Source organism: Amycolatopsis bullii (assembly GCF_014654205.1).
Classification (GTDB): Bacteria; Actinomycetota; Actinomycetes; order Mycobacteriales; family Pseudonocardiaceae; genus Amycolatopsis; species Amycolatopsis plumensis.
The window spans coordinates 42,249-54,954 of the sequence record NZ_BNAW01000043.1 but is presented as its reverse complement, the minus strand read 5'-3'; the positions used below and the strand labels follow the sequence as shown (position 1 = coordinate 54,954).

Sequence of the window (12,706 nt, the reverse complement as noted above, 5' to 3'; positions counted from 1 at the left end):
ACGGTGGACGTCTCGACGCGCATATCCGCACGACACCGCCCGTGGTGTTGCATGATGATCCACCATGGCCGAGCGCACACTCGCCGACCAGTTGGGCGGCTACCTCCCCGAAGGCATCGAGGCCCTCGAAGAGCACGAGCGACAAGACCTCGCCGATGCCCTCCGCGACGCGCGCCGCCGCCAGGCGAAAGCGCTGGCCGAAGCGGGCGAAGAAGGCCTCCGGTACGTCCCCGCGCTGCTGCGCGGCGCGGTCCGGAAAGCAGTGGGCCTGTGACGGAGAACTACGCAGCCGAGGCGGAGATCCTGAAGCTGGCCCGCGTCCTCGACGTCGAGCCCACCCGCCTGGCGTACCTCGCCCGCGTCGACGCCGACGACCTGCAGGCCTTCCGCGAACAGGTCACCGACACGCTGTTCGACGCCAACGCGGCCGTACTGCAGCGGATGGCCCTGGCGGCGCGGATCGTGCCCGTCGGGGTGCTCGCCAAGATCGCCGAAAAGGTGTTCGGCCCGCTGCTGTGCGCGCGGATCGCCGGGCTGGTCGACGTCGCGCGCGGCGTCGACGTCGCCAAGCGGCTCAGCCCGCGGTTCCTCGCCGACGTGGCCGCGGAGCTCGACCCGCGGCGCGCGAGCGCGATCATCAGCCGGATCCCCCTGGACACCGTCCTCGCCGTCGCCGGCGAACTGGCGCGCAAGGAGGACTGGATCACCCTCGGCCGGTTCGTCGGGCACCTGCCGGACCTCACCGTGCGGCGGGCCCTGGAACGGATCGACGACCCGGCGCTGCTGCGGATCGCCTTCGTGCTCGACGACAAGCGCCGCGTCGACCACGTCGTCGGCCTGCTCCCGGCCCACCGGCTCGGCCGGCTGGTCACCGCGGCGAGCGCCGACGAAGACCTCTGGACGCCGGCGCTCGACCTGCTGACCCACCTGAGCGAGGCACGGCGAGCCACGCTGAAACCGTTGCTCGCCGGCCTGCCCGAAGGGTTCCGGGAGCGCGTTCAGGCCACGATCAAATAGATGCCGTAACCGATGATCGCCGCGCAGGCGGCGAAGCAGACGACCGCGCCGGCCAGCGGCCCGGTGCCCGAGGCACCCGACTCGCGGGCCGCGTCGCGCTGGGAAAGCCCCACCACCCCGAAGGAGAAGAGGCTCGTCAGCACCACGACCGACGCGAGGGCGACGACGAAGACGAGACCGAGGGAACCCCAATTGATGTGCACGGCGCTCCTCAGGCGTTGGCCGGCTGCGTGACGCCGGGCTCGGGCTCGTGGATGGAGTTCGCGTCGACCGGGTTCCGCTTCGACGCGAGGTAGATGCCCAGCGCGACGACGACGCCGGCCAGGCCGACCAGCACGGTGCCCCACGTCCCGAGCGTCGAGACCTCGGCGGCGAGCGCGCCGACGATCGCGGCGGCGGGCAGCGTCAGCGCCCAGGCCAGGACCATCCGGCCCGCGACGCCCCAGCGGACTTCGGCGAGCTTGCGGCCGAGCCCGGAGCCGATGATGCCGCCCGAGCAGACGTGCGTGGTGGACAGCGCGAACCCGAGGTGCGCCGAGGTGAGGATGACCGCCGCGGCGCTGGTTTCCGCCGCGAACCCCTGCGGCGTCTGGATTTCGGTGAGCTTCTTGCCCATCGTCTGGATGATCCGCCAGCCGCCCAGGTAGGTGCCGAGCGCGATCGCGGAGCCCGCGGTCAGGATCACCCAGAACGGCGGCCCCGAGTTCGGCGCGAGCGAACCGGAGGCGATCAGCGTCAGCGTGATGACGCCCATGGTCTTCTGCGCGTCGTTCGTGCCGTGCGCGAGCGACACCAGCGACGCCGAGGCGATCTGGCCGGCCTTGAACGTCCGGCCGACCGTGTCCCGCTTCGCCCGGGCGGTGATCCGGTAGACGAGGAAGGTGCCCAGCGTGGCGACGATCCCGGCGACGATCGGCGAGGCGAGCGCCGGGATCAGCACCTTCTCGACGACCTTCCCGAAGTGGACGGCGTCGGAGCCGGAGGCGATCCAGGTGGCGCCGATCAGCCCGCCGAACAGCGCGTGCGACGAGCTCGACGGCAGCCCGATCAGCCAGGTCACCAGGTTCCACACGATCGCGCCGACGAGCCCGGCGAAGATGATCACCGGCGTCACCTTCGTGTCGTCGACGATCCCGCCGGAGATCGTCTTGGCGACCTCGACCGAGAGGAACGCGCCGACGAGGTTCAGCACGGCGGAAACGGCGACGGCGACTCTCGGTTTGAGCGCCCCGGTGGCGATGGAGGTGGCCATCGCGTTGGCCGTGTCGTGGAAGCCGTTGGTGAAGTCGAAGGCCAGCGCGGCCACGATCACCACCAGCACGATCAGCGAGAAGTCCATGGGCGGCCCACTTTCGTAGCTGTTCGCTGGCAACGCTACTGATCCACTTCGGCCGCTCCGATCCCTGTCGCGTGACGGCTTACTGAACTCTGCATGAACCGGGGTGGGGTAAACCCCACCCGGACTGGGTGGTTTGACCCACTGTGCCCGCCGGTCTGGCCTGGAACCCTCGGAACCGGGCGAAAGGGGCCACGATGAACAAGCTGGGGTGGGCGGCCGCCGCGACAGCGGCGTCGGCGGTGTTGTTCTTCTTCGGCACCGGTCTGGATCCGGTGCCGGAGCTGGCTTGGGTGGCGCCGCTGCCGATCTTGCTGCTCGCGCCCCGCGTTCCCGGCGCGGCGGCGATGACGAGCGCGTTCCTCGCCTCCCTGGCGGGCAGCGCCGGCAGCTGGAGCTACTTCTGGCATTCCCTGTCGATCCCCCGCCCCGCGGCGATCGGGATCCTCGGCGGCAGTGCCCTGGTGTTCGCCTTGTCCACGGGGCTGTTCCGGCTGCTGGTTCGCCGCGGACACGGCTTGACGGCGGCGCTCGCCGCACCGGCGTTGTGGACGGTGGTGCTCTACGGCGTCTCGCTGCTCAACCCGACCGGCGTGATGGACACGCTGATGACGACCCAGGCCGACCGGCCGACCGTGCTGCACCTCGCCGCCGTGACCGGCGGCTGGGGCGTCGAGTTCCTGGTGCTGTTCGTCCCGGCCGCCGTCGCCGCCGCGCTCGCACCCGGCCTGCGCGGCCGCTCCCGGCTCGTCCCGGTACTCGCACTGGCCGCCATCGCCGGTGGGCTCGTCTACTGGACCACGCCGCCCCTTACCGGGCCTTCGACGCGGGTCGCGCTGGTCGCGCCCGGGCAGAGCCGCTGGGCGGCCGACGTCGCCACCCCGGACGGCCAGGCGTACCTGCGGTCCTTTGTGGACCAGCTCGGCCGGCTGCCGGACGGCGTCCAAGCGGTCGTGCTCCCCGAAGCCGCCTTCGCGGTGGACCAGACCAGCCGTCCGCGGCTCGTCGGGGCCTTCTCGGAGGTCGCCCGCACGCGGAACCTCACCGTCGTCACCGGCGTCATCGAGACGACCCCGGAGGGCCGCTTCAACGCCGCGCTCGCGATCCCGCCGTCCGGCGTGACGGTGGAATACCGCAAGTGGCACAACGGGGATTCGCCGAACATGACCTCCGGCACGCAGCTCGCGCACTTCGGGGGAACCGGGCTGATGGTGTGCATGGACGTCAACTTCGCCGACCCCAGCGGCGAATACGGCCAAGCCGGCACGGGCCTGGTCCTCATCCCGGCATCCGACGAAGACGTCGACGGCTGGGCGCACAGCCGCACGGCGTTGATCCGCGGCGTCGAGAACGGCTTCTCGGTGGCGTGGAGCGCGACCCGCGGGACGCCGATGCTGGCGGACTCACGCGGTCACGTACTGGCCGAAGCCCACACCGGCGGCCGCCCGTTCACGGTGGTCGTCGCCGACGTCCCGAGCGGGCCGGGCAAGACACCGTACGCGCGCTTCGGCGACTGGTTCGCGTGGCTCTGCGGGCTGATCGCGCTGACCGGGCTCGCCGTCGGACTACGTCGGCCGTCGTTGTCACCCGTCACAACGAACGCCGGGCAACTCTGAGCGTTTCCCAGGTCGTCTCCAGCAGTCTGTGACCGATCATGATCTGCGTCACGTACTGACGGGTAACTGGAGGCAACGGAATGCGGGTCACCAACGGCGGTGCCAAGCGAACCCTGGCCGTGCTCGCCGCGGCGCTCACCTTCGGCGTGCTCGCGCCGGCGGTCGCGCAAGCGGCACCGCGCAGCGGCTGGAACGACTGGGGCTGCCGTCCGTCGGCCGCGCGCCCGGAGCCCGTCGTGCTCGTGCACGGCCTCGGCGCGAACGACAGCGTCAACTGGTTCTTCCACGCGCCGAAGATCGCCGCCGAGGGCTACTGCGTCTTCTCCCTGACCTACGGCACGGGAATCCTCGGGCCCGGCGTCGGCGGGCTCGCCTCCATGCGCGACAGCGCGGCGCAGCTCGGCCGGTTCGTCGACCGGGTCCGGTCCACGACCGGCGCGGCGAAGGTCGACATCGTCGGCCACTCCGAGGGCAGCACGATGCCCGCGTACTACCTGAAGTACGGCGGCGGCGCGGCCGAGGTCGCCCACTTCGTCGGCTTCGGCGCCAACTACCGCGGGACGACCCTCGGCGGCCTCGACGCGCTGGCCAATGCCCTGCTCACGTCCGTGCCCGGCCTCGGCGCGGCCCTGCGCACGGCGTGCGGCGCGTGCACCGAGTACCTGGCGCCCTCGGCGTTCCTGGACGACCTCGCCCGCGGCGGCGTCCACGTGCCAGGGCCGACGTACACGAGCATCGTCAGCAAGTACGACGAAGTCGTGACGCCGTACACGAGCGGGATCCTCGGCGAGCCGGGCACGACGGACATCATGCTGCAGGACTTCTGCCCGTCCGACGCGTCGGGTCACCTGAGCCAGGCGATCGACCCGAACGTCACCGGCCTGATCCTGCACGCCCTCGACGCGTCTTACGTACCGTCCTGCACGGCGTTCACCCTGCCACTCTGACCCCGGCCCGCCACACCGCACCGGTCAGCGGCACGCCCGGCCGGTAGGCCAGGTGCGTCACCGAAGGCGCGTCGAGGACGTGGACGTCCGCCCGCGAACCGGGCCGCAGGACGCCCACGTCCTCGCGCCGCAGCGCTTTCGCCCCGCCCGCCGTCGCCGCCCAGACCGCTTCCTCGATCGTCATGCGCATCTGCAGCACCGCCGTGGCGACGCAGAACGCCATCGACGTCGTGTACGAGCTGCCCGGGTTGGCGTTGCTGGCCAGCGCCACCGTCGCGCCCGCGTCGAGCAGCCGCCGCGCCGGGGGCAGGGGCTGGCGGGTCGACAAATCGCACGCGGGCAGCAAAGTCGCCACGGTCTCGGACGCCGCCAGCGCTTCGACGTCGGCGTCGCTCAAGTAGGTGCAGTGGTCGACGCTCGCCGCGCCGAGTTCCACCGCCAGCCGCACGCCGGGGCCTTCGCCGAGCTGGTTGCCGTGTACCCTCAGGCCGAGCCCGCGCTCGGCGGCGGCCTTGAGCACCCGCGCCGACTGAGCCTCGTCGAACGCCCCCGTCTCGCAGAACACGTCCGCCCAGCGCACGCTTTCCGCCACCGCGTCCAGCATTTCGCCGCACACCAAGTCCACATAGGACTCGGCGTCGGCGCCCGGCGGCACCAGGTGCGCGCCGAGGAACGTCACCTCGTCGGCCACCTCGCCGGCGATCCGGGCGCTGCGGGCTTCGTCCGCGACCGTGAGCCCGTAGCCGGTCTTGGTCTCCAGGCAGGTCGTCCCCTGCCGGGCCGCCTCGTCGACGTGGCGGCGCAGGTTCGCGGCCAGCTGCTCGTCGGACGCCTCCCGCGTCGCGCCGACGGTGATCGCGATTCCGCCTGCGGTGTAGGGTTTTCCCGCCATCCGCGCCTCGAACTCGGCGGTGCGGTCGCCGGCGAAGACCAGGTGCGTGTGGCTGTCCACCCAGCCGGGCAGCACCGCGCGCCCTTCGACGTCGACGCGTTCGTCGGCCGCCGGTGCGCTCGCCGCCGGGCCTGCCCAGGCGACGGACGAGCCGTCCAGCACCAGGGCCGCGTCGGTAAGACGGCCCAGCGCCGGGTCGTTGGTGGTGAGCTCCCCGATGCCCGTGATCAGGACTGCCACAGTGCCTCGATCTCCTTCACCAGAACGGTTTCCGGTCGGTCGACGAGCAGGTGTGTGCCGTCGCGGACGACCTCGCGGCCGGCGACGACGACGTGCCGGACATCCGAGCCGGACGCCGCGAAGACGACCCCCGACGGCTCGATCCCGGCCGTCCGCACCGAATCCAGGGCCACCGTGACGAAGTCCGCGCCCGCCCCCTCGGCGAGCGCGCCGACTTCCTCCCACCCGATCGCCGCGTGGTCGGTGCCCGCTTCGAGGAGCTCCTCGGCGCTGAATCGGCCGCGTTCCTCGCTGGCCAGCCGGTCGTCCAGCTCCAGCGCGCGGGTCTCTTCGAACGCATCGACGACGGCGTTGCTGTCGCTGCCGACGCTCAGCCTCACCCCGGCGTCCCGCAGGGCGCGGGCGGGGCCGATGCCGTCGCCGAGGTCGCGTTCGGTGGTCGGGCAGAAGCACGCCCGCGCCCCGCTCAGCCGGTCGATGTCCGACTTCGTCAGGTGCGTGGCGTGCACGGCGACCAGGCGCTCGGTCAGGACCCCGCGATCGTCCAGCAATTCGGTGGGCGTGCGGCCGTAGGCGGCCCGGCACTGTTCGTTTTCGGCCCGCTGCTCCGAGAGGTGGACGTGCACGACCCTCTTGCTGTCCACCAGCGACAGTTGGTCGGCCGGGACCGCCCGCACCGAATGGATGGCCGCACCGACCCGGAAGAGCTCGCCTTCCTCGAGTGCGGCGACCCGCGAAGCCCAGGCCGAAGCCGAGCCGTCCGAGAACCGTCGCTGGACTTCGTCGGGCTCCACGCCGATCCCGCCCGCCAGGTAGCACGTGTCCAAGAGCGTCAACCGGATCCCGGCGTCGGCCGCGGCCTGCCGCAGCGCCTCCCCCATCGCGTTCGGGTCGGCGTACGGCTTGCCGCCGGGCGCGTGGTGCAGGTAGTGGAACTCCCCCACGCTGGTGTACCCGCCGAGCACCATCTCGGCGTAGACCCCGCGGGCCAGCCGGTAGTAGGTGTCCGGGTCGAGCCGTGCGGCCAGGGCGTACATCCGCTCGCGCCAGGTCCAGAACGTGCCGCGCTCGTGGTGCGTCCGGCCCCGCAGGGCCCGGTGGAAGGCGTGCGAATGCCCGTTCGCGAAGCCGGGCAGCGTCAGCCCGGCGAGGATCGTGCCCGTGCGCGGCGAGTCCGGCGTCACGGCGATGATCCGGCCGCCGTCGACGTCGATCCGCAGACCGGACGCGATCCCGCCGGGCAGCCAGGCCTGCTCGCACCAGAAAACTGTCGGTGCCGCGCGATACGCTGGAACCGGGGGGCGCCCCCGCGGGTCGGGGGTCACTGCGCCAGCCGTTCCAGCACCGTGGCCAGCGCCGTGGCGCCGGCTTCGACGTCCTCGGCCTCGGCGAACTCCTCCGGCGAGTGGCTGATGCCGGTCGGGTTGCGCACGTAGAGCATCCCGGCCGGGACGAACCCGGCGAGGATGGCCGCGTCGTGCCCGGCGCCGGTCGGCAGCTCCGGCGGGCCGCCGAGCCACTCGCCCAGGTCGCGGCGGAGGCCGTCGTCGAATACGACGTCGTCCGAATAGGACTCGCGCGTCACCGCGACCCGGCAGCCCTCCGCCGCGGCCGCCTCCGAGGCTGCCCTGCTGATCTCGGCGACCAGTCCCGGCGTGCCCTCGCCGGGCACCCGCGCGTCCAGCCACAGGTCCACTGTGGACGCGATGACGTTGGTCCCGCCGGGGGTCGGCACGAGCCGGCCGACGGTTGCCCGCGCGTCCGGCACCTTCGCGGCCAGCCGCCGGACGGCCGTGACCGTCGCCGCGGCGGGCAACATCGGGTCCGCGCGGTCGGCGAGCAACGTCGCTCCCGCGTGGTTCCCCTGCCCCGCAAAAGAAAACCGCCACCGCCCGTGCGCGATCACCGTACTGCCGACGGCCACCGGCGCCCCGAGGTCGATCAGCCCGCGCCCCTGCTCGACGTGCAGTTCGAGGAACTGCCCGATCCGGTCGAGCCGCTCGGTGTCCGGCCCGATCCGCGCCGGGTCGACGCCCGCCTTCGCGGCCGCCTCGGCGAATGTCACGCCGTCGGCGTCCCGCAGGCCACGCGCCTTGTCGGCGTCGATCGTGCCGGTGAGCAGCCGCGAACCCAGGCACGGGACGCCGAACCGGCCGCCCTCCTCCTCGGCGAACACCACGACGGCGAGCGGTCGCCGCGACCGGAAACCCTTGGCCTGTAACGCTTCGACGGCGGCCAGCGCGCTCACCACGCCCAGCGGGCCGTCGAACGCGCCGCCGCCCGGCACCGAGTCGAGGTGGCTGCCGGTGACCACGGCGTTGCGTCCCGGCGGCCCCCACCACGCCCAGATGTTGCCGTTGCGGTCGGTCTCGACGTCGAGCCCGAGCCCCAGTGCGCGTTCGACGAACCACTCGCGCAGGTCGTGCTCGGGTCCGTCGAAGGCGTGCCGCGAGTAACCGCCGCGCTTCCGGTCGCGCCCGACGCCGTCGATCTCGCCCAGCAGGCTCGAAGCCGTCACGCCTGCTCCCGCATCGGGACGCGGACACCACGCTCGTCGGCGACATCGGCGGCGCGGTCGTAGCCGGCGTCGACGTGCCGGATGACACCCATGCCCGGGTCGTTGGTGAGCACGCGCTCCAGCTTCTGCGCGGCCAGCGGCGTCCCGTCGGCCACGCTGACCTGGCCCGCGTGGATGGACCGGCCCATGCCGACACCGCCGCCGTGGTGGATCGACACCCAGCTGGCGCCCGAGGACGTGTTGACCAGCGCGTTGAGCAGCGGCCAGTCGGCGATCGCGTCCGAGCCATCGGCCATGCCCTCGGTCTCGCGGTACGGCGAGGCGACGCTGCCGGAGTCGAGGTGGTCGCGGCCGATGACGACCGGCGCCTTCAGCTCGCCGCTGGCCACCATCTCGTTGAACCGCAGGCCGGCCAGGTGGCGTTCGCCGTAGCCGAGCCAGCAGATCCGGGCGGGGAGCCCTTGGAACGCCACGCGTTCCCCGGCGAGGCGGATCCAGCGGGCGAGGGATTCGTTCTCCGGGAACAGTTCCAGCATCGCGCGGTCGGTGGCCGCGATGTCCTCGGGGTCACCGGAGAGCGCGGCCCAGCGGAACGGGCCGTTGCCCTCGCAGAACAGCGGGCGGATGTAGGCGGGCACGAAGCCGGGGAAGTCGAACGCGCGCTCGCAGCCGCCGAGCTTGGCTTCGCCGCGCAGGGAGTTGCCGTAGTCGAAGACCTCGGCGCCGCGGTCCAGGAAGCCGAGCATGGCGTCGACGTGGTCGGCCATCGACTCGCGCGAGCGGTCGGTGAACTCGTCGGGCTTCTTGGCCGCGTAGTCGTGCCAGTCGTCGACGCCGACGCCCTTGGGCAGGTAGGAAAGCGGGTCGTGCGCGGACGTCTGGTCGGTGACGATGTCGACCTCGACGTTCCGGCGCAGCAGCTCCGGCAGCACCTCGGCGGCGTTGCCGACCACACCGACCGACAGCGGCCGCTTCTCCTGCTTGGCCTTGGTCACGCGGGCGATGGCGTCGTCGAGGTCGTCGGCGACCTCGTCCAGGTAGCGGGTCTCGACGCGGCGGTGCGCGCGCTGCGGGTCGCACTCGATGACCAGCGCGACGCCGTCGTTCATGGTCACCGCGAGAGGCTGCGCGCCGCCCATGCCGCCGAGGCCCGCGGTCACGGTGAGCGTCCCGCGAAGGGATCCGCCGAACTTCTTCTTCGCGACGGCGGCGAAGGTCTCGTACGTGCCCTGGAGGATGCCCTGGGTGCCGATGTAGATCCACGAGCCCGCGGTCATCTGGCCGTACATGGTCAGGCCCTGCTGCTCGAGGCGGCGGAACTCCGGCCAGGTCGCCCAGTCGCCGACCAGGTTCGAGTTGGCGATCAGCACGCGCGGCGCCCACTCGTGCGTGCGGAACACGCCGACCGGCTTGCCCGACTGCACCAGCAGCGTCTCGTCGACGTCCAAAGTGGTCAGTTCGCGGGTGATCGCGTCGAAGCTGGCCCAGTTGCGGGCGGCCTTGCCGGTGCCGCCGTAGACGACCAGGTCCTCCGGCCGCTCGGCCACGTCCGGGTCGAGGTTGTTGTGGAACATCCGCAGCGCGGCTTCGGTCTGCCACGACTTGGCGGTGAGCTGGGTGCCGCGGGCGGCACGGACGACGCGGGACATCAGACCTCCAGACGGGCGGCGTCGAGGACGGCGCCGGAGCGGACGAGTTCTTCGGCGGCCGCGATCTCGGGCGCCAGGTGGCGGTCGGGACCGGGGCCGTTCACCTTGGTACGCAAGAGATCCCGGACGCGTCCGGTGACCGGCGACGGCTCCAGCGGCGCCCGGAAGTCCAGCGCCCGGGCCGCCGTCAGCAGCTCGATGGCGAGGACGGTGGTCAGGCCGTCGACGGCCTTGCGCAGCTTCCGCGCGGCCGACCAGCCCATGGAGACGTGGTCCTCCTGCATGGCGCTGCTCGGGATCGAGTCGACCGACGCCGGGACCGCGAGCCGCTTGAGCTCGCTGACCACGGCGGCCTGGGTGTACTGGGCGATCATGTGGCCGGAGTCGACGCCGGGGTCGTCGGCGAGGAACGGCGGCAGGCCGTGCGAACGCTCCTTGTCGAGCATCCGGTCGGTGCGGCGCTCGGCGATGCTGGCGACGTCGGCGATCGGGATGGCCAGGAAGTCGAGGACGTAGGCGACGGGCGCGCCGTGGAAGTTGCCGTTGGACTCGACCCGGCCGTCGGCGAGGACGACGGGATTGTCCACGGCGGACATCAGCTCGCGCTCGCCGACGAGTTCGGCGTGGGCCAGGCTGTCGCGCGCGGCGCCGTGCACCTGCGGGGCGCAGCGCAGCGAATAGGCGTCCTGGACGCGGTTGCAGTCCGGGCCGCGGTGGCTCTCGACGATCTTCGAACCCTGCAGCGCCTGCCACATCCGGGCCGCGGACTTCGCCTGCCCGGGGTGCGGGCGCAGGGCCTGGAGGTCGGCGGCGAACGCGCGGTCGGTGCCGAGCAGGGCCTCGACGCTCATCGCGGCGGTGAGGTCGGCGATGTCGAACAGCTTGTGCAGGTCGGCGGCGGCGAGCAGGAGCATCCCGAGCATGCCGTCGGTGCCGTTGGTGAGCGCGAGGCCTTCCTTCTCGGCGAGGACGACCGGCTCGATCCCGGCGTGCTTCAGCGCTTCTGCCGCGTTCATGACGTCGCCGCGGTACGTCACTTCACCCTCGCCCATGAGCGCGAGCGCGACGGCGGCCAGGGGCGCGAGATCGCCGGAGCAGCCGAGCGAGCCGTACTCGTGGACGACCGGGGTGATGTCGGCGTTGAGCAGGGCCGCAAGCGTTTGCGCGGTGCCCGGCCGGACGCCGGTGTAGCCGCTGGCCAGGGTCCGCAGGCGCAGCAGCATCAGCGCGCGGACGACCTCGGGCTCCACGGCGGGTCCGGCGCCGGCGGCGTGCGAGCGGATCAGGCTCCGCTGCAGCGCGGTCCGGCTCTCGACCGGGATGTGCCGGGTGGCAAGCGCGCCGAAACCGGTCGAGACGCCGTAGGTGGGCGTGACGGCGTGGGCGAGGTTCTCGATGTGCTGGCGGGTCGCGGCGAGGTTCTTCTCGGCGGCGTCCGTGAGCCCGACGGGCGCGTACCCGCGAACGACGTCGACGACCTGGGCGGCGGTCAGTGGTTCCGGGCCCAGGAACACTTTTTCCGGCATGGGCTCATTGGACCCCTTCGGAATCGCTGGTGGGACACCCCACGGAGTGGTTTTGTCTGGTATCCCAGACGTAGGCTCGGGGCATGGGCGACAGCAGCGAGGTCCCCGCGCTGCGCCGCGGGCTGGCGGTGCTGCGCCTGCTGGCCACGCGCCCGGGCCCGGTCACCGCGGCGGCCATCGCGCGTGAGGCGAAGCTCCCCCGCTCGACCACCTACCACCTGCTCAACGAGCTCGAAGCGGCCGGTTTCGTCGTGCACCTGCCCGCGGAACGCCGCTACGGCCTGGGCATCGCCGCCTTCGAGCTGGGGTCGGCCTACCTGCGCCACGACCCGCTGGAACGCCTGGCCGGGCCGTTGCTGCGCAAGCTCGTCGACCGCGTCGGGCACACCGCCCACCTCGGCGTCCTGCACGGCAACGAGTCGCTGTACCTGATCAAGGAACGCCCGGCCCGGCCGGAGACGCTGGTGACCGAGGTCGGGGTCCGGCTGCCGGCGCAGCTGACCGCGTCCGGCCGGGCGATCCTGCGGCACCTGCCCGCCCCGCACGTCCGCGCGCTGTTCCCCTCGGCGGCGGCGTTCGTGCTCCGCACCGGCCGCGGCCCGCACACGCTGGCCGAGCTGCGCCGCACCCTCGCCGCGGAACGCCGGCTCGGCTGGGCGGTCGAGGACGGTCACGTCACCGACGGCTTCGCGTCGGTGGCCTGCCCGGTCTTCGACCACGGCGCCCGCCCGCTGGCCGCGATCAGCGTCACCCTGCGCCACCACTGCGCGGCGGAGCCGTGCGCCGAGACGTGGCCGGACCTCGCCGCCGAAGTGGCGGCGACGGCGGCCGAGCTGACCACCCGCATCGGCGGCCACCCGGCCTGACGGCCGTCGCGGGCCGTCCGGGCGCCACGGCTGCTGCGAACGGGGCAACTGTCACCGAACGGCTCGATTCCACTCCGGTGGGTGATTACCGTGGCTGGA

At 72.5% G+C, this 12,706-nt stretch carries 12 protein-coding genes; 5 read left to right on the top strand and 7 right to left on the bottom strand.

Annotated features, from left to right (window positions below):
* Positions 1 to 64 precede the first annotated feature (64 nt).
* Both IE317_RS33880 and IE317_RS33875 read left to right on the top strand, forming a co-directional pair.
* On the top strand, positions 65 to 274 hold the full coding sequence (locus IE317_RS33880) for a hypothetical protein (RefSeq protein ID WP_003082038.1): 210 nt from the start codon (positions 65 to 67) through the stop codon (positions 272 to 274).
* Positions 271 to 1,017 carry a hypothetical protein gene (locus IE317_RS33875; protein ID WP_191315445.1) on the top strand — a complete coding sequence of 249 codons (747 nt, stop codon included), beginning with the start codon at positions 271 to 273 and terminating at the stop codon, positions 1,015 to 1,017. The genes IE317_RS33880 and IE317_RS33875 overlap by 4 nt, the downstream gene beginning before the upstream one ends.
* Here the strand turns inward: IE317_RS33875 and IE317_RS33870 are convergent.
* Together IE317_RS33870 and IE317_RS33865 are read right to left on the bottom strand one after the other, a co-directional pair.
* Positions 999 to 1,220 carry a hypothetical protein gene (locus tag IE317_RS33870; protein ID WP_191315444.1) on the bottom strand — a complete coding sequence of 74 codons (222 nt, stop codon included), beginning with the start codon at positions 1,218 to 1,220 and terminating at the stop codon, positions 999 to 1,001. The genes IE317_RS33875 and IE317_RS33870 overlap by 19 nt on opposite strands.
* Before the next feature lie 8 nt (positions 1,221 to 1,228).
* On the bottom strand, positions 1,229 to 2,356 hold the full coding sequence (locus IE317_RS33865) for an inorganic phosphate transporter (protein WP_191315443.1): 1,128 nt from the start codon (positions 2,354 to 2,356) through the stop codon (positions 1,229 to 1,231).
* Positions 2,357 to 2,550: 194 nt separating this feature from the next.
* On the opposite strand from IE317_RS33865, the gene IE317_RS33860 reads away from it, so the two are divergent.
* Both IE317_RS33860 and IE317_RS33855 read left to right on the top strand, forming a co-directional pair.
* On the top strand, positions 2,551 to 3,969 hold the full coding sequence (locus IE317_RS33860) for an acyltransferase (protein WP_191315442.1): 1,419 nt from the start codon (positions 2,551 to 2,553) through the stop codon (positions 3,967 to 3,969).
* A gap of 80 nt (positions 3,970 to 4,049) precedes the next feature.
* Positions 4,050 to 4,916, top strand: a complete 867-nt coding sequence (locus tag IE317_RS33855) for an esterase/lipase family protein (protein ID WP_191315441.1) — start codon at positions 4,050 to 4,052, stop codon at positions 4,914 to 4,916.
* Here the strand turns inward: IE317_RS33855 and hutI are convergent.
* From hutI to hutH, 5 genes are all read right to left on the bottom strand, one after another.
* Positions 4,900 to 6,048, bottom strand: a complete 1,149-nt coding sequence (hutI, locus tag IE317_RS33850; RefSeq protein ID WP_191315440.1) for an imidazolonepropionase — start codon at positions 6,046 to 6,048, stop codon at positions 4,900 to 4,902. The two genes, IE317_RS33855 and hutI, sit on opposite strands and share 17 nt — an antisense overlap.
* Positions 6,036 to 7,268, bottom strand: a complete 1,233-nt coding sequence (locus IE317_RS33845) for a formimidoylglutamate deiminase (RefSeq protein WP_229903052.1) — start codon at positions 7,266 to 7,268, stop codon at positions 6,036 to 6,038. Before IE317_RS33845 ends, hutI begins: the two co-directional genes overlap by 13 nt.
* A 101-nt stretch (positions 7,269 to 7,369) precedes the next feature.
* Complete coding sequence (locus tag IE317_RS33840; RefSeq protein WP_191315438.1) at positions 7,370 to 8,566, bottom strand: allantoate amidohydrolase; 1,197 nt, start codon at positions 8,564 to 8,566, stop codon at positions 7,370 to 7,372.
* Positions 8,563 to 10,215 carry a urocanate hydratase gene (gene hutU / locus IE317_RS33835; protein WP_191315437.1) on the bottom strand — a complete coding sequence of 551 codons (1,653 nt, stop codon included), beginning with the start codon at positions 10,213 to 10,215 and terminating at the stop codon, positions 8,563 to 8,565. The genes IE317_RS33840 and hutU overlap by 4 nt, the downstream gene beginning before the upstream one ends.
* Complete coding sequence (hutH, locus tag IE317_RS33830) at positions 10,215 to 11,741, bottom strand: histidine ammonia-lyase (protein ID WP_191315436.1); 1,527 nt, start codon at positions 11,739 to 11,741, stop codon at positions 10,215 to 10,217. The genes hutU and hutH overlap by 1 nt, the downstream gene beginning before the upstream one ends.
* 83 nt (positions 11,742 to 11,824) lie before the next feature.
* Here hutH and IE317_RS33825 point away from each other — a divergent pair, with 83 nt between their 5' ends.
* Complete coding sequence (locus IE317_RS33825; RefSeq protein ID WP_191315435.1) at positions 11,825 to 12,607, top strand: IclR family transcriptional regulator; 783 nt, start codon at positions 11,825 to 11,827, stop codon at positions 12,605 to 12,607.
* The last annotated feature ends 99 nt before the right edge of the window (positions 12,608 to 12,706 follow it).